The sequence below is a fragment of the Polymorphobacter multimanifer genome (assembly GCF_014205635.1).
Taxonomy (GTDB): Bacteria; Pseudomonadota; Alphaproteobacteria; order Sphingomonadales; family Sphingomonadaceae; genus Sandarakinorhabdus; species Sandarakinorhabdus multimanifer.
Window position 1 is genome coordinate 80445 of sequence record NZ_JACIIV010000013.1, and the last position, 20897, is coordinate 101341.

The window sequence follows — 20897 nt, forward strand, 5'->3', positions numbered from 1 at the left end:
GCGCTACTCTGCGGCCGCGCGTTCCGGCACTGGTGCGGCGACACTGCGCTTCAAGGTGACGCCGGCGGCGGTGAGGAGGCGTTTTTCCAGCGCGGCGAGGCGGGCGGTGTCGATGATCTTCTGGCCGGTGAGGTCGGTCAGGTAGAAGGTGTCGGTGGCGCGTTCGCCCCAGGTGGCGATATGGGCGCTGTGGATGGTGGCCTTGCCATCGAAGAGGGCGCGGGTGAGCGCATAGAGGAGTGCGGGGCGATCGGCGGCGCCGACTTCCACCACCGTGTAGCGGTTCGAGGCGAGGTTATCGAAAATCACATAGGGCTGGACCTGGAAGACCTCGGCGCGGCGGCGCGCCAGCGGGCGGGCGGCGAGGCGATCGGCGAGGCGGATGCGGCCGGTGAGGACATCGTGGATGATGCGTTCGAGGCGGGCGAGCTGCTGCGCCTCGGAAAAGGGCTGGCCGAGCGGATCGGCGATGGTGAAATTGTCGACCGCCTGGCCATCGCGGGTGGTGTGGATGCGGGCATCGAGGATGTTGGCGCCGGCGAGGCTGATGGCGCCGGCGATGCGGTAGAACAGCCCCGGGTGATCGGCGGCGTGAATGGTGACGAGGGTGGTGCCGCTGTCCGGATCGGGGCGGGTTGCGATGGCGAGCGGCTTGCCCGCGGCTTCGGCCTCGGCGATGAGGGCGGCGTTGGCGGCAAGCACATCGGGGGTTTCGGCGATCCAGTAGCTGTCGGTGAAGCGGCGGGCGTGGCGGCTGGCGGCGTCGGGCGACCAGCCCATCGCCTGAGCAAGGGCGGTCTGCCGCTCGGCGATGCGCTCCGCCCTGCCCTTCTGCTTGTGGCCGCGGCGCAGCACCTCCTCGGCGGCTTCGTAGAGCTCGCGCAGCAGCTGGCCCTTCCAGGCGTTCCATACACCCGGGCCGACGGCGCGGATATCGACGACGGTGAGGATGAGCAGCAGCCGCAGCCGCTCGGGGCTGGCGACGGCTTCGGCAAAGTCGAGGATGGTCTTGAAGTCGGCGAGATCGCGCTTGAAGGCAGTGCGGCTCATCAGGAGATGATGGCGCACCAGCCAGGCGACGGTCTCGGTCTCGGCGGCGGTCAGACCGAGGCGGGGGCAGAGCTTCATGGCGATATCGGCACCCAGCTCGCTGTGATCGCCGCCGCGGCCCTTGGCGATATCGTGGAGCAGCACCGCCACATGCAGCACGCGCCGGCTGGCGAGCTGCTGGAGCAGGGCGTGGGTGAGCTTGTGCTCGGCGCGGAGCGTGCCATCGGCGATGCGCGCGATGAGGCCGATGGCGCGGATGCTGTGCTCGTCGACGGTATAATGGTGGTACATGTCATATTGCATGCGCGCCACGATGCGGCCGAAATCGGGGATGAAACGGCCGAAAACGCCGGCTTCGTTCAGCAGGCGCAGCACCTTGTCGGGCTCCTGCCGGTTGCAGAGGATTTCGAGGAACCAGCCATTGGCGGCCTTGTCGCGCCGCACGCGATCATCGATCAGCACGCTGTCCCGCGCCGCCTGGCGCATGGCCTGGGGATGGATGGGGAGCGCCTCGCGTGCGGCCAGCGCGAACATCTCGATGAGGCGGCTCGGCTCGGCGCGGAAGAAATCGTCCGATGGCACGCCGATCTGGCCGCGGCGCAGCGTGAAGCCGTTGAGGCGGCCGGGCTTGCGGGTGAGGCCGGGGAGCCAGGCAAGGCGCGAGGTCTGCTCCTCGAGCTGGGCCAGGAAAAGCCCGGTGAGATCACCAACGGTGCGCACCATGAGGAAATAATGCCGCATGAAACGCTCGACGGCGGCGAGACCGGCACGATCGGCATAGCCCAGCCGGCGGGCGAGCTCGGGCTGGACATCGAAGGTGAGCCGCTCCTCGGCGCGACCGGCGATATCGTGGAGGTTGATGCGCACTGCCCAGAGGAAACTTTCGGCGCGGCGGAACTGGCGCGCCTCGGCGGCGGTGAGCAGGCCCTTGTCCACCAGCGCCGAGACGTTTTCGGCATCATGGACGTAGCGGCCGATCCAGCCCAGCGTGTGCAGGTCGCGCAGCGCGCCCTTGCCCTCCTTGAGGTTGGGCTCGACGAGATAGCGGCTGTCCCCCATCCGCTGGTGGCGGGTGTCGCGCTCGGCAAGCTTGGCGGTGATGAAGGCGCGCGCGGTGCCGGAAACGACCTCGCGGCGGAAGCGCGCGACGGCCTCTTCGTAAAGGGGCTGGTCGCCCCAGACGAAGCGGGCTTCGAGGAACGCGGTGCGGGTGCTGACATCCTCGCGGACGAAGCGGATGAGCTCGTCGATCGAGCGGGTGGCATGGCCGACCTTGAGCCCCAGATCCCAGAGCAGATAGAGCATCGTCTCGATGATCTGCTCGCCCCAGCCGGTGCGCTTCCAGGGGGTGAGGAAGAGCAGGTCGATGTCGGAGAAGGGCGCCATCTGGCCGCGGCCATAGCCGCCGACGGCGATCAGCGCGATGCGTTCAGCCGAGGTGCGGTTGGATGCTGGATAGAGGCGGGTGGTGATGGCATCGAAGGCGATGCGGATGAGCTGATCGATCAGGAAGGCGCGGGCACCGGCGAGTTCAAGCCCCTTGGCGGGGTTTTCATGCAGACGACGGGTGATTTCGGCACTGCCCAGCGCGAGCGCCTCGATGAGCGTTGCGGTGAGGGCGGCGCGGCGGGAGGTATAATCGGGGAGTGCGGCAAGCGTTGTATCGAGGCCATCGGCCAGCGCGCGACGATCGATGATCGCGCGGCGCGTGGTGACGGCCATCAAGGCCGGGGAGACTGCACGACTTGCCATTGCTCCCCGCAGATAGGGCCTGCCGGACACTGTGGAAAGGGCTGTCGCTCGCACGGCAATTGTCACCATCAATCGAGGTTATCGATAAGCTTCACCAATATAATTGAATTTCCTGATATCCCGAGCTGACATACATTGGACCCATCGTGACATTCATCATGATTTGGGGAGCCCGAAAATGACCAGAACCATGATTTCCTTGTTTGCGCTTGCTGTTGCGTCGGTGGCGCTGCTGGGCAGTGCAGCGATGGCCGCCGATACTGTTGCCGGAGTTGACAATACCTCCAACCGTTTCTGGTGGCCGGAGCAGATCAACCTGGCCCCGCTTCGCGCGCATGGCGTGCAGTCCAACCCGATGGGGGCGGGCTTCGATTATGCCGCCGAATTCAAGTCGCTCGATCTGGCGGCGGTGAAGCGCGACATCAACGAGGCGCTGACGACCTCGCAGCCGTGGTGGCCCGCCGATTATGGCAATTATGGCCCGTTCTTCATCCGCATGGCGTGGCACAGCGCGGGTACCTATCGTATCGCCGATGGGCGTGGCGGCGCCGGCGGTGGCCAGCAGCGCTTCGAACCGCTCAACAGCTGGCCGGACAATGCCAACCTCGACAAGGCGCGGCGCCTGCTGTGGCCGGTGAAGGCGAAATATGGCCGCAAGATCTCCTGGGCCGATCTGATGGTGCTGACCGGGAATGTTGCACTGGAGAATATGGGCGTCAAGACCTTCGGCTATGGCGGCGGCCGCACCGATGATTGGGAGGCCGATCTCGTCTATTGGGGGCCTGAGCAAAAGATGCTCGACGACAAGCGCTATTCGGGTGATCGCACGCTCGCCAAGCCGCTGGCGGCGGTGCAGATGGGGCTGATCTATGTGAACCCCGAAGGCCCCAACGGCGTGCCCGATCCGCTCGCTTCGGCGAGGGACATTCGCGAGACCTTCGGCCGCATGGCGATGAACGACGAAGAGACGGTGGCGCTGATCGCCGGTGGCCATACCTTCGGCAAGGCGCATGGTGCGAAATCTCCGGAAGGGTGCGTTGGCAAGGAGCCGGCGGCCAATCCGACCGAGCGACAGGGCATGGGCTGGGACAACAAGTGCGGCACCGGCAGCGGTGCGGATACGATCACCAGCGGGCTCGAGGGTGCCTGGACCGCAAGCCCGGTGGCCTGGTCGATGATGTATCTGGAGAATCTGTTCCAGTTCGATTGGGAGAAGACCAAGAGCCCGGCGGGGGCCACCCAGTGGATTCCGGCGAATGGCCAGGCGGCCGGCACGGTGCCGGACGCGCATGTCGAGGGCAAGTTCAACACCCCGATCATGTTCACCACCGATCTGGCGCTGAAGGAGGACCCGGCGTACCGCAAGGTGTCGCAGGCGTTCCTGAAGGACCCGAAGAAGTTCGAGCAGGCGTTTGCCAAGGCGTGGTTCAAGCTGACCCACCGCGACATGGGTCCGCGCGGCCGCTATATCGGCAATGAGGTGCCCAAGGAGTCATTGATCTGGCAGGATCCGGTGCCGGCAGTCGATCATCCGCTCGTGACGGCGGCGGACGTGGCCTCGCTCAAGGGCAAGGTGCTTGCCTCGGGGCTGACGACGCAGGAGCTGGTGCGCACGGCCTGGGCGTCGGCGGCGTCGTTCCGCGGCACCGACATGCGCGGTGGTGCCAATGGCGCCCGCGTGCGGCTGGCGCCGATGAAGGATTGGGCGGCGAACAACCCGGCCGAACTGACGAAGGTGCTGGGACGGCTCGAAGCGATCCAGGCAGACTTCAACAAGTCTGCGTCGGGTGGCCGCAAGATCTCGCTGGCCGACATGATCGTGCTGGCGGGTGGGGCCGCGATCGAGGATGCGGCGAAGAAGGCCGGGCATTCGGTGAGCGTGCCGTTCACGCCGGGGCGCACCGATGCGACCGTGGCGCAGACCGATGCGGAATCCTTCGCAGCGCTCGAGCCCAAGGCCGATGGCTTCCGGAACTTCTACACCGCGGACAGCGTCTACTCGCCGGTGGAAGCGCTCGTGGACCGCGCCAATCTGCTGACGCTGACGGTGCCGGAAATGACGGCGCTGGTCGGCGGGCTGCGGGCGCTCGATGCCAATGTCGGCGGCGGCAAGCATGGCGTGTTCACCGACAAGCCAGGCCAGCTTACCAACGACTATTTCGTCAATCTGCTCGGCATGGAGACGATGTGGCGCAAGGGCGGGACCGAAGGCCTTTACGAGGGCGTCGATCGCACCTCGGGCAAGGTGAAGTGGACCGCGACGCCGGTCGACCTGGCGTTCGGCAGCCATGCCGAGCTTCGCGCCGTGTCCGAAATCTATGGCGCCAATGACGGGGCGGACAAGTTCGTCGCCGACTTTGTGAAGGCGTGGGACAAGGTGATGTCGCTGGGCAATTTCAAGGGCTGATCGACGCGCCCGGGTTGAGGAACGGCGGTGCCTGCGGGTGCCGCCGTTTTTCTGTCAGCCGCCTTCGGCAAGCCAGCTGGCGAAATCCCGTTTTTCGTGCAGCAGACGCCAGATGACGATCTGGTCATCCTGCTCCATGTAAAAGGCGAGAAACGGGAAACTCGGGATGCGGCGGGCGCGCAATCCGGGAATGCCCAGATCATAGCCGATATGCGCCGATCCGATCCCCGGCGCTTCGGCAATCGCTGCATAACAGGCTGCAAGGCTAGCGAGAAATCGCTGCGCAATATCGGTGCCGACCTCATTCGCGTAATAGGCAAGTGCGCTACGTGCGTCGGCCGTCGCCAACTGGCTGCGGACGACAGGCTTCAACGTCAGCGCTTGATAATTGTGGCTTCGAGATCAGCGAAATAGGCCGCGTCGGCAGGGCCATCGATTGGCGAGCGGGCGCCAGCGAGCAACAGTGCCCGCAATTGCTCGCGATCCTGCTCCTTGCGGATCAGCGAGCGGACATACTCACTGCTGGTGCCGAAGCCGTGATCTTCGACCTGTGCGTCGACGAAGCGCTTCATTGTGTCGGGAAGCGAGATGTTCATCGTGGTCATGGTGTCGAAAATAGCAGTTTGGCAAAATTTGGCAAGATCATCCCCAAAGCTCGGGCGATGGTGGCCAGACGTCGGAGTGTTCGAAGCGCAGGCCGCCGGGGCGGTCTTCGATGAGCAGTGGCCCGTCAAGGTCGGCGAACTCACTCTGGACGGCGATGTGGAAGGCGGGGGCAATGGCGAGCGAGGAGCCGAGCATGCAGCCGGTCATCACGCCGAGGCCGCGCTGGCGGGCGGCGTGGACGAGTGCATGCGCTTCGGTGAGGCCGCCGGATTTGTCGAGCTTGATGTTGATGAAGCGGTAGCGGCCGATGATGGCATCGAGGCTGGCGCGATCGTGGCAGCTTTCATCGGCGCAGAGCGGCACGGGGCTGTTGACGCCATCGAGCTGCGCATCCTGGCCGGCGGGGACGGGCTGTTCGATCAGCTCGACATTGAGCGCGGCAAGCGCCGCGGCGGTGCAGGCGATGTCGGTGCCGCCCCAGGCTTCGTTGGCATCGACGATGAAGCGCGCATCGGGAGCGGCGGCGCGGACGGCGGCCATGCGCTCGATATCGGCCGCCGGGCCGCCCTCGCCACCGAGCTTGACCTTGATGAGCTCGCGGCCGCGCACGGCGGCGGCCGCATCGGCCATGGCGGCGGGGGTGCCGAGGCTGATGGTGAAGGCGGTGAGCAACGGCCGGAACGCCGGCAGCCCGAGCAGCTCGCGGACGCTGGTGGCGGCGGCCTTGGCCTCCAGATCCCAGAGCGCGCAATCAAGGGCATTGCGCGCGGCACCCGGCGGCATCAGCGCGAGCAGATCGGCACGCGACGCGCCCGACGCGATGGCATCGGCCTGGGCGCTGGCGGCGGCGGCGACGCTCTCGGCGGTTTCGCCATGGTAATAGATGGCGGTGGCTTCGCCGCGTCCGCTGTTGGGGCCTTGCGCGATGGTGGCGGTGACGACATCGACATGGGTTTTCGCACCCCGGGCGATGATGAAGGCGCCGCGCACGGGCAGGCGATCGATGGCGACATGAAGGCTGCGCATGGTGGCTGGTTTGGCGGGTTTTTTGGCGCCGTGAAAGCCCCCTTCCCTTTCGGGCTCGCATGCATACACTCGGGTGGATGAGTGACGAGCGTGATGTCGAGCTGGATGCAGTGGCCGCGGTGGCGCGGATAACAGCACTTGAGATGCTGGTGCGGCAGATGATGATCGTGCAGCTTCGGATTCTCGACAAGATGGGCGAGATCAAGCTCGATGGCGATTACATCAAGGGCATGGCGGCCGCCTATTCGGAGAAGGTGGACGAAAGTCCGATCATCGAATCGAATTGGCCCGAGGTGAATTACGAATTCAAGGCGAATGTGCTGCACAATCTCGAGCGGTTTTTCGATGAGCTTGAGGGGCATATAAGAGAACACCCCTGAAGCGGTTGCCAGCCCTCACCCTCCCACCCGCTGAAAGAGCGGGCGGGCCCCTCCCTCTCCCGCGATGCGGGAGAGGGGAAGGGTTTGCGCTACATGCAATCGCTTGTATAACCGAACCAACAATATCCGGGGAGAAGCGCCATGGTCTATGTGCTGGGCGGGTGGCAGAGCGATTTTGCGGCGAACTGGGACCGGCAGGGCATGGAGATTGCCGATGCCTTTGCAGTGACGCTGCGCGAGGGGATGGACGCGGCGAAGCTCGATGCGAGCGAGATCGAGACCGGGCATGTCGGCAATTTCGTGGCCGAACTGTTTGCGCGGCAGGGGCTGCTTGGCGGGTTTTTCGGCCAGGTCGATCCGGCGTTCGATGGGCTGCCGACGTCGCGGCATGAAGCAGCCTGCGCTTCGGGGAGCATCGCCATATTGGCGGCGGCGGCGGAGATCGAGGCCGGGCGCTATGGGCTGGCGGCGGTGATCGGGCTTGAGCAGATGCGCAATGTGCCGGGGCAGCAGGCGGCCGAGCATCTGGGCGCTGCGGCCTGGACGGGGCATGAATTCAGCGAAGCGCGCTATGTGTGGCCGCGAGCGTTTTCGGACCTGGCCGATGAATATGACCGGCGCTACGGGCTCGATTACAAGCATCTGATGGGCATTTCGGAGATCAACTTCGGCAATGCCAAGCGCAACCCCAATGCGCAGTCGCGCGCCTGGGCGTTCACGCCGGAAAGCTTCACGGCGAATGACGACGCCAACCCGGTGGTGGAGGGGCGCACGCGCAAGATGGATTGCGGGCAGGTGACCGATGGGACGGCGGTGGTGTTCCTGGCTTCGGCCGAGCGCGCGGCGGAATATGCGGCGAAGCGGGGCCTGAGCCTTGAGGACCTGCCGCGCATTTCGGGCTGGGGGCATCGCTCGGCGCCGATCTCGCAGTCGACCAAGATGCGCGCCAGTGCGGGCGAGGATTATGTGTTTCCGCAGGTGCGGCGTGCCGTGCTGGAGGCGCGGGCGCGGGCCGGGGTGGAGCTCGACGGCATCGACGCGGTGGAGACGCATGATTGCTTCACGGTGACCGAATATATGGCGATCGACCATCTCGGGCTGACCGCGCCCGGCGAGGCGTGGAAGGCGGTGGAGGACGGCACGATTGCCATGGGTGGGCGCTGCCCGGTGAACCCCTCGGGCGGGCTGATCGGGCTTGGGCATCCGGTGGGGGCGACGGGCGTGCGGATGGTGCTCGATGCCGCCAAGCAGGTGACAGGCACCGCCGGCGATTACCAGGTGGAGGGGGCGCAGCGGATGCAGACGCTCAACATTGGCGGCTCGACGACGACGACGGTGAGCTTTGTCGTGGAGCGGGGGGCGTGAAGTTTTTTGCGGCGGCAATCGCTTTACTGATGGCAACGAGTGCGGGAGCGCAGGACATGAAGCGGTATGAGCAGTTCAAGGCGGTGATCGATGCCTGGGGCAAGAAGGACAAGGCTTTCGTGCTTTCGAAGATGGATGACGACATCGTCTGGCACATGGCGGCGACCGCCAAGCCGCCGCTGATGGGCAAGGCGGCGGCGTCGAAGTTTCTCGATGCGTTTGGTGCCAATATTTCGGACAAGCCGGGAAGCGTGCGCTGGCGGATCATCCACCATTCCGAAACGGCCGACCGGCTGTTTGTCGAGGGCGTGGATGAGTATGATGATGTGAGCGGCAAGACGATCACCGCACCTTATGTGGGGGTGATCGAGTTCAAGGGCGATCTGATCACCGGCTGGCGGGATTATGTCGACTATGGGACGATCGACCGGCAGCGGCTGGGTGAGCCGCTGCCGGCGCATGTGAAGGCGCTGGCGGAAAGGTGAGCGACGTTCCTTTTCGTGAGGCGAAGTTCATGCCCGTGGACCTCGATGTCCGGCGGGAGGGGGGCATTGTCTGGCTGAAGAGCCGCGTGCCGCTGCCGCCGCACGAGGCCAATCTGGCGGCGGCGCTGATGGCGCGCGCCGAGACCCAGGGCGAGGCGGCGGCGTTGCGCTTCCGCGATGGAGACGGCTGGACTTCGGTGAGCTATGCCACGTTTGCCGGGCTGGTGTGCGCTGCAACCCAATATCTGATCGCCAACAAGATGGCGGGGCGGCCGCTGATCGTGATGGCGGGGAACACGCTGCCCGCCGCGGTCTGGGTGTTCGCCTGTTATGCCAGCGGGGCGATCCACACGCCGGTGGGGCTGGCCTATGGGCTGGCGGGGGGTGACTTTGCGCGGCTGAAGCATGTGATCGCCAAGACCGGGGCGGCGATGATCTATGCCGATCCGCACCCGGCCCTGCAGGCCGCGGTGGCGGCGTGCCGGACCCCCGACATGCTGGTGGCGGATTTTGGCGAGGCGGTGACCTGCGAGCCGACCGCGATGGTGGATTTGAGCATCGAGGCCCGCGACGTGGAAGCGGTGGCGAGCTATATGCTGACTTCGGGCTCGACCGGGCTGCCCAAGGTGGTGCCGCAGACGCTGGCGATGATCGCGGCGGGCGGCGCGCAGGCGATTGCCAGCATCGGACAGGCGGCGAACTGGGGGGGCACGATGCTCGACTGGCTGCCCTGGCACCATGCCGCCGGTGCTTCGGTGCTGCGGTGCACGCTGCTTGAAGGCGGCACGCTGCATGTCGATGATGGCAAGCCGATGCCGGGGCTGTTCGACACGACGATCCGCAATCTGCGCGAGGTGTCGGTGGCCTATTTCAACAATGTGCCGAGCGGCTATGCGATGCTGGTCGATGCGCTCGACGTTGATCCGGTGCTGCGGAAGAGCTTTTTCAAGGACATGCGGCTGATGCTCTATGGCGGCGCGGGGCTGCCGCAGGCGGTGTATGATCGCCTGCAGGCGCATGCCATCGCCGAGACGGGCCACCGCATCCACATGACCACCGGCTATGGCATGACCGAGACGGTGACGGGGTGCATGGTGATCCACTTCCCCACGACCAAGGTCGGCATCGGGCTGCCGGCCCCCGGTCTCGAGGTGAAGCTGGTGCCGCATGATGCGCGCTATGAGGTGCGGCTGCGCGGGCCCAATGTGATGAAGGGCTATCTCGATGACCCGGTGAAGAATGCAGCGGTATTCGATGACGAGGGCTATTATCGGACCGGCGATCTGGCGGTGTTCCATGATGATGCCGACCCCGGGCAGGGGCTGGCTTTTGCCGGGCGGCTGGCGGAGGAGTTCAAGCTTGCGTCGGGGGCCTGGGTTTATGGTGGGCAGCTCCGCGAGCAGTTGCTGGGGGCACTCGACGGGCTGGTGAGCGACCTTGTACTCGCCGATGACAACCGGCCGTATCTGGCTGTTCTTGCATGGCCCAAGGGCGGGGCGACGATGGAGATGGTGCTGGAGCGGGTGCGGGGCTTCAACGCGGCGGCGCATGGTGGCAGCTCGCGGATTGCGCGGGTGTTGCTGCTGGAACGGCCGCCGAGCGTCGATGCGCATGAGGTGAGCGACAAGGGCAGCATCAACCGCCGCGCGGTGCTCGATGGCCGGGTGGCGGAGGTGGAGCGGCTGTTTGCCGAGCCTGTAGGCGTTGGGGTTGGCGTGGCGTAGAATGGGAACCGCACCGGCGTCTGCCGGGGGGGAAATGCCATGGTTGCCACCGAACAGGCGAGGATTGCCCCTGCCAGGGTATCGCATGATCTGCAATTGGCGGACCTGCGAGCCGCCCTTGCCGCCGGCTGGCGCGATTACCGCGCGCACCCCGGCTATGGGCTGTTCTTTGCCGGAATCCATGTGGTGTCGGGGCTGCTGATCGGCTTTGTGCTGGTGACGCGCGGTGAGCTTTCGTGGCTGGCATCGGCGGCGGCGGGTTTTCCGATCCTCGCACCCTTTGCGGCAGTGGGGCTGTATGAGGTGAGCCGGCGCCGCGAACTGGGGCTGCCGCTCGGCTGGGGGGTGGTGCTGGGCGCCGTCCGCGGGCGCGGCGACGAGCAGATCCTGTCGATGGGAGTGATCCTGTTCGTGGCGTTCGCCTTCTGGCTGATGGTGGCGCACGGCATCTTCGCGGTGTTCATGGCCGATGCGGCTGTGGGCGGTGATTTGCTGGCGGCGTTGGGCACGCGGGCGGGCGCAATGATGCTGGCGTTCGGCGGCGGGGTGGGGGCGCTGATGGCGCTGGGCTTTTACGCGATCACCGTGATGAGCCTGCCGATGCTCGTCGACCGCGAGGTGGACTTCATCACCGCGATCATCATGAGCCTTGCGACGGTGCGCGCGAACCCCGCAGTGATGCTCGGCTGGGCGGTGGTGATCGCGGTGCTGCTGGTGGTGGCGATGCTGCCGCTGCTGCTGGGGCTGTTCGTGGTGCTGCCGGTGCTTGGCCATGCCACCTGGCATCTGTATCGGCGCGTGGTGCGCTGACCGGCGGACGCGCTTCGCGATTTGCATTCGGTTTCGGCAGCGGGCATGTGGCGGCGTTGCTTGTTGCAAGAGTATCGGCGTTGAGTGTTTCGCAGAAAATTGCGCGGTTCCGGGCGATTGCACGCGATGAAGGCAGTGATGAAGCCTGGGCGGCAATGCGCTTCTGGCTGCGAATGCAGCTGGGACTGCGGGTGCATGATCCGGTCGAGGATCGGCGGGTGGTGCTCGCCCGCCGGATCGAGCGCATTTTCGGTTCGACCGTTGCGCATGGGCCGTTTGCGGGGCTGAAGCTGGCCGGCGACAGCTGGTGGGGTGGTGCCGACCGCGCGGCGATGCTGCTGGGGCTTTACGAGCAGGATCTGTTGCACGCGCTGATAGCGGTGCCCGATCGCTATCGGCTGTTCGTCGATCTGGGTGCGGCCGATGGCTATTACGGGATCGGCATGCTGCTGAACGGGCGCTTCGACACATCATGGTGCTTCGAGATCAACCCCAAGGGCCGCGAGGTGATTGCCCGCAATGCCGCCCTCAACGGCGTGGCGGAGCGGGTGGTGATCGAGGGCGAGGCGCTGCCCGATTTCCACACCCGGCTGAGCGATGCCGAGCGCGCGCAAACCGTGCTGCTGGTCGATATCGAGGGGGGCGAGTTCGGGCTGCTCACCGCCGACGTGTTCCGGGCTTTCTCTGGCGCGATGATCTTCATCGAGGTGCATGATTGGGCCGTGAAGGATGGTGCGCGAAAGCTGGCCGGATTGCGTGCCGATGCCGCGCAAACGCATGATATCAAGGTGATCCGCACGGGTGCTCGCGATCTTTCGGGCTTTGCCGAACTGCAGGGCTGGACCGATACCGACCGCTGGCTGCTCTGCTCGGAAGGCCGGCCGGAGCTGATGCAGTGGCTGCAGCTGACGCCGAGGACCGGCGCCTAGCGCCTGAACAGCTTCGCTTTCGCCACAGAGACGGCCAGCGCTGCATCATACTCGCGGACAAGCTGGTCGGCGATCATGGCCAGTGGCTCGGTGCCGTGGATGGCGTGGAGGCCCTGGCCGGCGGACCAGACGTCTTTCCACCGCTTCTGGACGTCGCCGCCATAATCGCGCGCGATGGGTGCGGACAGGTTTTCAAGATCATAGCCGGCAGCCTTGAGGCTGGGCTTGAGCCAGCTTGCCGCGGTGCCGGTGACGGCCGGGCTGACGACGAGATCGTCGATCGCGCAATCGGCGAGCATGGCCTTGTAGGCGGGCTGGGCGAGGCTTTCTTCGGCCGCGATGAAGCGCGTGCCCATGTAGACGAGATCGGCGCCTGCTGCGGTGGCGCCGAGGATGCCGGCACCATCGGCGATGCCGCCGCCGACGCAGACCGGTCCGTGGAAGAACTGGCGCAGCGCCGATACGAAGGCGAAGGGCGAGAGCTGGCCGGTGTGGCCCCCTGCCCCCGCACTCACGCACACCAGGCCATCGGCGCCGACCACCGCCGCCTTGCGCGCGAGGCTGATGGTGGTGACATCGGCGAACACCAGCCCGCCATAGCCGTGCACGACCTCGATTGCGGGCTTCGGGCTGCCGAGTGCCGTGATGACCATCGGCGGCTTGTGCTTGGCGACGAGTGCGAGATCCTCGGAGAGCCGCGGATTGCTGGCGTGGGTGACGAGGTTGGCAGCCCAGGGGGCATCGCCGACGGCGGCGGTGATCTGCGCCATCCAGCCATCGAGCTCGGCCGCGGTGCGGGCATTGGGGGCGGGGAAGCTGCCGATGAGCCCGGCCTTGCATGCGGCGATGACCATCTCCGGGCCGGAGACGAGGAACATGGGTGCGACGACCACAGGCAGCCGCAGGCGGTGGAGAATATTGCGGAGCATCAGAGCCTTTCCCCGAGGCGTTCAACGATCATCGCGACGCCGACGCCCTGCGCGCCGCTGGCCACCACCAGCCCGTAGCGACCATCGACATGATCGAGCGCATCGAGCAGCGTTGCGGTGAGGATGGCGCCGGTGGCGCCCATCGGGTGGCCGCGCGCGACATGGCCGCCGGCGATGTTCACCCGCGCCGGATCGACCGGAAAATCGCGCAGGAATTTGGCTTGCGTCACGGCAAAGGCCTCCATGAACTCGGTGGCGTCCATCTGTTCGAGGGTAAGGCCGGTGCGGGCGAGGACGCGCTCCATGGCGGTGAAGCCGGCGGTGAGCGAGGCGCGGACATCGCCGCCGGCCTCGGCAAAGGCCAGGATGCGGGCGCGGGGAGGCGGCAGCGCGGCGTCGGCGGGGCCGATGAGGGCGACGGCGGCGCCATCGGCGAGCGGTGGCGCATGGCCCATGGTGTGGCGATGATCGATGGGCGCATCGCCGAGGATCGACCGATATTGCGCGGCGAGGCCGGGGAAGGCGGGCGGCAGCGCGGCCAGCGATGCGGCGCTGGTGGTGCGCGGGGTTTCGTCGGCGGTGAGGCCGGCCATCGGGACCACCGAGGCGTTCATTGCAGCGGGGGCGGCGGCGGCGCGGGACTGGCTGGTGAGAGCGACGGCATCGAGCTCGGCACGGGTGATGCCCTCGGCTTGCGCCAGCAGGTCGGCGGCGAGGGCGACGGGGATGTAGCGACTGAGGTCGGGAAGATCGGTGGCGGTATAATGGGCGGCATTGTCGGCCATGAAGGGCACGCGGCTGAGCATTTCCACACCGCCGGCGAGGCTGTGGATGCTCTGGCCGCTGTCGGCGGCGGCATGGGCGATGCCGATGGCGGTGAGGCCACCGGCGCAGAAATTGTTGAGGCTCTGCGCGGCGGTGGTGGCGGGGAGCCCGGCCTTGAGCTTGGCGACCATGGCGATATGGCCGCCCTGGGCTGCCACCTGGCCAACGCAGGAGAGGATGAGCCGCTCGGCACGCGCGCGGACCGGACGGCCGCGGGCTTCGAGATGATCGATGCAGGCGGCGACAAGCTCCTCGGGCATCATGCCGGCGAGGGCGCCGCCGGGCTTGCCCTTGCCGCGCGGGGTGCGGACGGCATCGTGGATGAAGATTTCGGTCATGCGAAACGGCCCTTCCAGGGCGAGGCGGGCATGTGCGCGAACAGCCCGGGCGGGGCGGCGAGCACATCGGGAATGGCGTTGAGGGCGACCGCGATGGTGGCATCGGAGAGGGCGCGGCTGGGCGGGGCAGCGGGATCGGCCTCGGAAATGTCGAGCGTCATGTGCACATCGGGGCGGCCCTTGATGGTGATGGTCCAGTGGCCGGGGGCAGTGTCGCCGTGGAGGGCGCGGTCGGCGGTCCAGAGGATCGACATGGTGAGGGCAATGCCGTTGCCGTAGTGGCCGGTCCAGCGCCAGCGGGTGGCAGCGACGGTGCCTTGCGCGATGCGGCCGGCGGCGATGGCCATGTCGTGCGGGGCAAGGGTGAGCTCGTGATCGGGATCGAGCCGGTCGAGCGAGGTGCCGAGGGCGGCGGCGGCGTGGTGGAAGACCTCGCTGAACAGCGCCGTGTAGAGCGTGGCGAGCGGGCCTTGGCGAATGTCTCCGGCGGCGGGATCGGAGCCGAGGCCCATCAGATCGAAGACGAAGGCGGGGCTCGCCATCGCGCTGGCGTCGACGGTTTCCTGCATGGTGATGCTTTCGACATGGCTGCAGAGTGCCGTGGCGCCGAGCGCCAGCCGCTCGACGACGAAGCCGGGGGAGACGCCGATGCCCGCCAGGGTGACACCGCCTTCGATGGCGGCGGCCTTGAGCTTGTCGGCATAAGCCGCACCTTGGGCGGCGGGCCAGTGGAATCCCGCGGTGCTGATGACGTTCTTGCCCGAGGCGAGCAGGCGGCAGACATCCTCGGCGAGCGCATCATAGGGCAGCGTGATGCGCGGGGTGTGGATGACGATGTCGGCCGGGGTGGCGAGCGTGGCTTCGATGTCGCTGGTCGCGAGCACGCCGGTGAGCGGGCGGCGGGCAATGGTGCCGGCATCGACACCGGCCTTGGCGGCGCCATAGACATGGACGCCGACGAGCTCGATATCCGGGGCGTCGATGAGGCGGCGAAGCGATGTGCGGCCGAGCGCGCCGGTGGCCCATTGGATGGCGCGAATCATTCTTTGCCCCTCATGGTTGCACCTTGCATTGTCTGCCCGAGTGAGTCGACTTATGAAAGTGGCGGGGAGAGAGCAGCATGTATCTGACGTCGAAAACGCGGATTGCCGACTATGAAGCGCGCGGCTGGTGGCAGGGCCGGTCGGTCGATGCGCTGTTCCAGCAGGTCGGGCTGACCGGCGGTGACGAGCTGGCGCTGTGCGATCCGCTTAACCGCGAGGCGCTCGATGGCCGGCCGGCGGAGCGGCTGAGCTGGGCGGCGCTGCATGACCGGGTGGAGCGGGTGGCGGGGAGCCTGCTGGGCGCCGGGTTGGCCAAGGACGATGTGGTGGTGGCGCAGCTGCCCAACACGGTGGATGCGGTGGCGCTGGTGCTGGCGTGCGCGCGGCTGGGGGTGATCATCTCGCCGGTGGTGATGCAATATCGCGCGCATGAGCTGGGGCATATCGTCGGCAAGACGCGCCCCAAGGCGTTCGTGACGGTTGAGCGGTTCGGCGGGCATGACCATGCGGCGATGGCGGCGGCGCTGGGCGTGCGCGTGCTGCTGGCGCATGAGCTGGCGGCGGGCGATCCCGCGCCGGTTGTCGACTATGTGATGGCACACCCGACCGAGGGCGGCGAGGTGATGACGATCTGCTGGACGAGCGGCACCGAGAGTGCCCCCAAGGGCGTGCCGCGCGACCATAACCACTGGATATTGAACGCGCAGGTGGTGGCGGAAGCGGCGGGGATGGCGGACGGCGATGTGATCCTCAACCCCTTCCCGCTGGTGAACATCGCTTCCATCGGCGGAATGATGCTGCCCTGGCTGTGGCTCAGGGGACGGATGGTGCTGCATCATCCTTTCGATCTGCCGCTGTTTTTACAGCAGATTGCCGCCGAGCGGGTGACTTACACGATTGCGCCGCCGGCGGTGCTGACGGCGTTGCTGATGCAGCCGGCGATTTTGGCGGCGACCGATATTTCCAGCTTGCGGGCAATCGGCTCGGGGTCGGCGCCGCTCTCGCCGTTCCTGATCGGCGGGTGGCGGGACAAGCATGGGATCGAGATCTGCAACATCTTCGGGTCGAACGAGGGGTGTTCGCTGTTCTGCGGGCCGGTCGATGTGCCCGACCCGGAGCTGCGCGCGCGCTATTTCGTCCACACGGGCCAGAAGGGCATTACCGGCGAGGTGGTGCACACGCGGCTGGTCGACGCGGCAACCGAGGCGGAGATCACGGCGCCGGGGCAGGTCGGCGAGTTGCGGCTGGCGGGGGGCAATGTGTTCTCGGGCTATTGGGAAGACACCGAGCTCAACGCCCGCGCCTTTGACGACAAGGGCTATTTCCGCACCGGGGACCTGTTCGAGATTGCCGGCGAAGGTGAGCTGGCGCGCTTCTACCGCTTTGTGGGCCGCTCGAAGGAGATCATCGTGCGCGGCGGGGTGAACATCTCGCCGGCCGAAATCGACGATCTGCTGGTGGGGGCGCCCGACCTGCTCGAAGCGGCGACAGTGGGCATTCCCGACGAGGTGCTCGGCGAGCGCGTGGCGGTGGCGGTGGTGCCGCGCGAGGGGGCGACGCCGTCGATCGCGTCACTCGGCGCCTGGCTGGAGGGCAAGGGCTGCGCGATCTTCAAGCGCCCCGAACGGCTCGTGGTGGTGGAAAAACTGCCGCGCAATGCGATGAACAAGGTGGTGCGCGATGTGCTGCGGGCGGAGGTGGTCAAGCGGATGGGGTGAGTGCGGCTGGCTGTGCAACGCTTCTGTCATGTTTGGCAGACCAGATGGCGGCGTTTTCAAAAGGAGGCAGACCATGCCCTATGTGACCGCAAGCACCGACAAAACGCAGATCCATTATGTCGAGCAGGGCGAAGGCCGGCCGGTGGTGCTGGTGCATGGCTGGCCGCTGAGCCACCGGATGTGGGAGGCGCAGATCGCAGCCCTCGTCGATGCGGGATATCGCGTGATCGCCTATAATCGCCGCGGCTTCGGCGACTCGGGCAAGCCCGGCGGCGGCTATGATTATGACGTGTTCGCGGCCGATCTCGACGATCTTGTGACAGCACTCGACCTGCACGACCTGGCGCTGGTCGGCTTCTCGATGGGGGGCGGCGAGGTGGCGCGCTACATCGGAAGGTATGGAACCGGCCGCCTTGCCAGGGCAGCGTTGCTCGGCGCGGTGCCGCCCTTCCTTCTCCAGACCGACGACAATCCGCATGGCGCGCCGCGCGAAATGTTCGAGGGCATGGTGGCGGGGCTGAAGGCGGATCGGATCGGCTTTCTCGACCAGTTCTTTCCCAATTTCTACAACAGCGACGCCGGCTATCCGGGGCATGGAGCCGACCTCATCGCGTTCAGCAAGTGGATCGCCTGGGCGGCCTCCCCGCTGGCGACACAGGCTTGCGTGATGGCGTTCGGCACGACCGACTTCCGCGCCGATCTTGCGCGGTTCGACGTGCCGACGCTGATCGCGCATGGCGATGCCGACCGGATCGTGCCGATCGAGGGGTCGGCGCTGCTTTCACACGCGCTCATCCCGGGCAGCCGGCTGGAGGTTCTGGAGGGAGCGCCGCATGGGTTTGCCGCGACGCATGCGGGGGCGCTGAATGCGCTGCTGATCGACTTCTTGCGCGATTGAGGGCGCTGCTTTTGGCTTGGGGAACGGCTTGGCGGGAGTGGTGGATAAAAGCGGGATGGATGATTTTCGGAGGTCGATGCAAGCGAAGCGGACGCAGTTTGGCGATATCGGTAATGACCGAAAGCGACCAAATTGCGAACATGCGCGAGCTAGTCGCAAATGTGGATGGTCACTCGCCCCCCTGAGGAGGGTTCATCTGCTTCGGCCAGATAACCTGACCAGGACTTTCCGATCCAGGGAATTGAAAGCCAAGGGAAGTCACCGTATCGAGGACATCGCAAGCAAGGCCCACAACGGCCTTGCGGGTAGCACGAAGAAAGTCAATGTCGACCAAGGTCTCGAAGACTGCCAGCTTACGATTGACGAACTTAGGCAACGTCTTTCCTTGATCATCAGGCTTTCCCCAAGAACCATGACAAAGGACGTTCCGAATGTCTTTCGCATTCATCAAGTTATCGATGAGGCCTTCGTAGTCCTGCCCCTTAGTTTTGTCGTTCTCGGCGAGCGCTTTCTTATATGCGAAGAGGAGACCTCCAAGCTGATCGGTCAGCGTCTTTTCAAGCGTCTTGATCCATTCGCTCAAAGCATCGGGGTCTGCGTCGGGATCGAACTCCTTCATACCCGTGAGCGCAAATATCGCCTTGCCAAGCATCTCTTCTAGGAAGCCAAAAACTGCCACCGTGCGGCCCAATTCCTCCCAAAACTGCGCACTGTGAGCGTTCGTGGGATAATCGTCCGGTAGCTTTTCTCGGGCGATGATATGCCCGCGATGTTGTTCTACGTGTGGCATCTTTGACCTCCGTCGCCTCCACAAATCAACTAACTATCGAACCATGACTTTTCGTATACATAGATACAACCGTCTGGACCAATGCTACTCTTCGCGATGTCAGCTTTACCCAAATTCGGCCATCGAGTTTCTAATCAGTCTCGTCCGCTTTAAGGTTGAAGGCCCGCTGCCGCCCGTCCGTCGGCCAGCTCCTGCCACCATCCAGCCCGCGCTCTGGAGCCGTCGACCCTGCCCAGAGCGGAGTGCAACAGAAGCAAGAACCACCGTCTTCGCCTGATTGACGCGGGGTACCGCTTTGCTTGGGGAGCAAATCGATCGGGATGCGATCTAATGCATTGCAGCGTTGGAGAAGCGGGGCCCCGGATCAAGTCCGGGGCGACGGGTGGGTGATTACCTTGCGCGGTGTAGACCGCCACGCCTGCGGGATGCCTGTCATCAGCGGGGCCGGGTGGCGGATGAGGTCGGGGGTCCAGGCGAAATCGGTGTCGATGGTGACGTGGACGTGGGCGATGGCGGGGATGGCGAGCAGGGCTTCGCGGGCGGCTTGGGCGAAGTGGGGGGCCATGGTGCAGCCGGCGAAGGTGACGGCGAGGTGGAGGTGGAGGGTGCCGGCGGCGTAGCTCCAGCCGCGGACGAGGCCCATGTCGGGGAGCGAAAGGGGGCGGCCGGCGGCGACGCTGCAGGGATCGTGGATGCGGGCAAGCGTGGCTTCGATGGCGGGGCGGAGGCTCATGCGGCGGTCCAGATCGACCATGGGGCTTTGAGGGGGGCACCTGTATCGAAGGCGTCACCGGCCTGGGCGGCGGCGAGGGTGGCGGTGGTGAGCCCAAGCATCCGCGCGTAATTTTCGCCGAGGATCATGCGCTTGACCGCGTCGGTGATCGGCGGAATGCCGTGGCGGTCCTGCGTTTGCGCGCTGAACGCGAACGCCCACATGAGCTCGATGAGGTGCTGGGGGTGGGTGACGGTGCAGCCGGTGCCCCAAAGCAACTTCTCAGGCCCGCCCCATTGCATGAGCAGCGCCAGGGCGGCTTCGAAGCGGCCGGGGGCCTGCCAGAGGAGGGCCGTGGTGGTTTCCAGATTGGCATAGACGTTGGGGAAGCGGCTGATGGCGAGGGCCGTCTCCTCGATGAAAGCCATGCCCGAGTGGACGATTTCGAACGCCATGCCGGGGAAATTGTCGGCCGCGGTCTCGAAATCCTCGCCGATGCGGTAGGGGGCGAGCGGCACCGAGCCGTTGGGGAGCGCCTTGTGGATGGCGACCGACTTCAGCCCGAGCGCCTGGGCGCGCGCGATGACGGCGCTCGCCACTTCGCCATCGGTGCGCCAGGGGCGATAGGGGTCCATCTGGTGCGGGTAGAGCTTGACGCCGACCGCGCTTGGCAGGGCGGCGACCTGGGCTTCGAGATCGTCGAGGACAGCGTTTTTCTCGCCGCTGGGGTCGACGCCGACATAGCCGAGGACGCGGCTGGGCCAGCCGCGCACCATCGCCTCGGTCTTGTGGCGGGCGGCGAAGCCATCCTTGAACCAGCTGTCGAGCGTGAGGGTGTGGGTGGCGACCATGCGCGTGGCGCTCTCCTCGAACATGGTGCGGACGAGCGTTTCGGGGGCCATATCGGTCATGTAGGTGGCCTGGGGGACGTGACGATCGGGCGGGGTCATCATGCAATGCAGGCCGTAGCTCATCTGCCAGAGCTGCTCGCCGTAGCGCGAGGCGATGTTGGCGGGATCGAGGTTGAGCGCATGGACCACGGCATCGATGACGAACAGGTCGGCCGGCAGCGGCGGGAGATTGTCGAGAGCAGCGGGCATGGGTGTCTCC

At 66.1% G+C, this 20897-nt stretch carries 19 protein-coding genes; 9 read left to right on the forward strand and 10 right to left on the reverse strand.

Annotated features, from left to right (window positions below; translation table 11 throughout):
- Window positions 1–3: 3 nt before the first annotated feature.
- Window positions 4–2802 (reverse strand): [protein-PII] uridylyltransferase, encoded by a 2799-nt coding sequence (locus FHS79_RS10170; protein ID WP_184199203.1) that lies wholly within the window; start codon window positions 2800–2802, stop codon window positions 4–6.
- A gap of 178 nt (window positions 2803–2980) precedes the next feature.
- On the opposite strand from FHS79_RS10170, the gene katG reads away from it, so the two are divergent.
- Complete coding sequence (katG, locus tag FHS79_RS10175; protein WP_184199205.1) at window positions 2981–5209, forward strand: catalase/peroxidase HPI; 2229 nt, start codon at window positions 2981–2983, stop codon at window positions 5207–5209.
- A 54-nt stretch (window positions 5210–5263) separates the two neighbouring features.
- Here katG and FHS79_RS10180 read toward each other — a convergent pair whose 3' ends face one another.
- The 3 genes from FHS79_RS10180 to dgcA are packed head-to-tail and all read right to left on the reverse strand — an operon-like array spanning window position 5264 to window position 6841.
- On the reverse strand, window positions 5264–5581 hold the full coding sequence (locus tag FHS79_RS10180; RefSeq protein WP_184199207.1) for a type II toxin-antitoxin system RelE/ParE family toxin: 318 nt from the start codon (window positions 5579–5581) through the stop codon (window positions 5264–5266).
- Between the two features lie 2 nt (window positions 5582–5583).
- Window positions 5584–5814 (reverse strand): ribbon-helix-helix domain-containing protein, encoded by a 231-nt coding sequence (locus tag FHS79_RS10185; RefSeq protein WP_184199210.1) that lies wholly within the window; start codon window positions 5812–5814, stop codon window positions 5584–5586.
- Window positions 5815–5851: 37 nt separating this feature from the next.
- Window positions 5852–6841 (reverse strand): N-acetyl-D-Glu racemase DgcA, encoded by a 990-nt coding sequence (dgcA, locus tag FHS79_RS10190; protein WP_184199213.1) that lies wholly within the window; start codon window positions 6839–6841, stop codon window positions 5852–5854.
- Between the two features lie 77 nt (window positions 6842–6918).
- Between dgcA and FHS79_RS10195 the strand changes: the two genes are divergently transcribed.
- From FHS79_RS10195 to FHS79_RS10220, 6 genes are all read left to right on the forward strand, one after another.
- Window positions 6919–7221, forward strand: a complete 303-nt coding sequence (locus FHS79_RS10195) for a hypothetical protein (protein WP_184199216.1) — start codon at window positions 6919–6921, stop codon at window positions 7219–7221.
- A 141-nt stretch (window positions 7222–7362) separates the two neighbouring features.
- The gene (locus FHS79_RS10200; RefSeq protein ID WP_184199219.1) at window positions 7363–8586 is read left to right on the forward strand and encodes an acetyl-CoA acetyltransferase; all 1224 of its coding nucleotides are present in this window, start codon (window positions 7363–7365) and stop codon (window positions 8584–8586) included.
- A complete protein-coding gene (locus FHS79_RS10205; protein ID WP_341534438.1) occupies window positions 8583–9071 on the forward strand; it encodes a nuclear transport factor 2 family protein in 489 nt (162 codons plus the stop codon). Before FHS79_RS10200 ends, FHS79_RS10205 begins: the two co-directional genes overlap by 4 nt.
- 29 nt (window positions 9072–9100) lie before the next feature.
- The gene (locus tag FHS79_RS10210) at window positions 9101–10795 is read left to right on the forward strand and encodes an AMP-binding protein (protein ID WP_184199222.1); all 1695 of its coding nucleotides are present in this window, start codon (window positions 9101–9103) and stop codon (window positions 10793–10795) included.
- Between the two features lie 39 nt (window positions 10796–10834).
- Window positions 10835–11605 (forward strand): DUF2189 domain-containing protein, encoded by a 771-nt coding sequence (locus FHS79_RS10215; protein ID WP_184199225.1) that lies wholly within the window; start codon window positions 10835–10837, stop codon window positions 11603–11605.
- A gap of 80 nt (window positions 11606–11685) precedes the next feature.
- Window positions 11686–12534 carry a hypothetical protein gene (locus FHS79_RS10220; protein ID WP_184199228.1) on the forward strand — a complete coding sequence of 283 codons (849 nt, stop codon included), beginning with the start codon at window positions 11686–11688 and terminating at the stop codon, window positions 12532–12534.
- Here FHS79_RS10220 and FHS79_RS10225 read toward each other — a convergent pair.
- From FHS79_RS10225 to FHS79_RS10235, 3 genes are read right to left on the reverse strand one after another with little or no spacing between them, the layout of a single operon-like run.
- Window positions 12531–13463, reverse strand: a complete 933-nt coding sequence (locus tag FHS79_RS10225) for an NAD(P)H-dependent flavin oxidoreductase (RefSeq protein WP_184199231.1) — start codon at window positions 13461–13463, stop codon at window positions 12531–12533. The two genes, FHS79_RS10220 and FHS79_RS10225, sit on opposite strands and share 4 nt — an antisense overlap.
- Entirely contained in the window at window positions 13463–14626 is a 1164-nt protein-coding gene (locus tag FHS79_RS10230) for a thiolase family protein (protein ID WP_184199234.1), read from the reverse strand. The genes FHS79_RS10225 and FHS79_RS10230 overlap by 1 nt, the downstream gene beginning before the upstream one ends.
- Window positions 14623–15669 carry an NAD(P)H-dependent amine dehydrogenase family protein gene (locus FHS79_RS10235; RefSeq protein WP_184199237.1) on the reverse strand — a complete coding sequence of 349 codons (1047 nt, stop codon included), beginning with the start codon at window positions 15667–15669 and terminating at the stop codon, window positions 14623–14625. The genes FHS79_RS10230 and FHS79_RS10235 overlap by 4 nt, the downstream gene beginning before the upstream one ends.
- A 77-nt stretch (window positions 15670–15746) precedes the next feature.
- Here FHS79_RS10235 and FHS79_RS10240 point away from each other — a divergent pair, with 77 nt between their 5' ends.
- Window positions 15747–17387, forward strand: a complete 1641-nt coding sequence (locus FHS79_RS10240) for a class I adenylate-forming enzyme family protein (RefSeq protein ID WP_184199240.1) — start codon at window positions 15747–15749, stop codon at window positions 17385–17387.
- A gap of 73 nt (window positions 17388–17460) precedes the next feature.
- The gene (locus FHS79_RS10245) at window positions 17461–18285 is read left to right on the forward strand and encodes an alpha/beta fold hydrolase (RefSeq protein ID WP_184199243.1); all 825 of its coding nucleotides are present in this window, start codon (window positions 17461–17463) and stop codon (window positions 18283–18285) included.
- A gap of 169 nt (window positions 18286–18454) precedes the next feature.
- On the opposite strand, the gene FHS79_RS10250 is transcribed toward FHS79_RS10245, so the two are convergent.
- From FHS79_RS10250 to FHS79_RS10260, 3 genes are all read right to left on the reverse strand, one after another.
- Window positions 18455–19075, reverse strand: coding sequence for a hypothetical protein (locus FHS79_RS10250; protein ID WP_184199247.1), 621 nt, complete (start codon window positions 19073–19075; stop codon window positions 18455–18457).
- A gap of 364 nt (window positions 19076–19439) precedes the next feature.
- Window positions 19440–19808: a metal-sulfur cluster assembly factor gene (locus tag FHS79_RS10255; RefSeq protein WP_184199250.1), complete on the reverse strand. Its 369-nt coding sequence runs from the start codon at window positions 19806–19808 to the stop codon at window positions 19440–19442.
- On the reverse strand, window positions 19805–20887 hold the full coding sequence (locus FHS79_RS10260; protein ID WP_184199253.1) for an amidohydrolase family protein: 1083 nt from the start codon (window positions 20885–20887) through the stop codon (window positions 19805–19807). The genes FHS79_RS10255 and FHS79_RS10260 overlap by 4 nt, the downstream gene beginning before the upstream one ends.
- Window positions 20888–20897 lie beyond the last annotated feature (10 nt).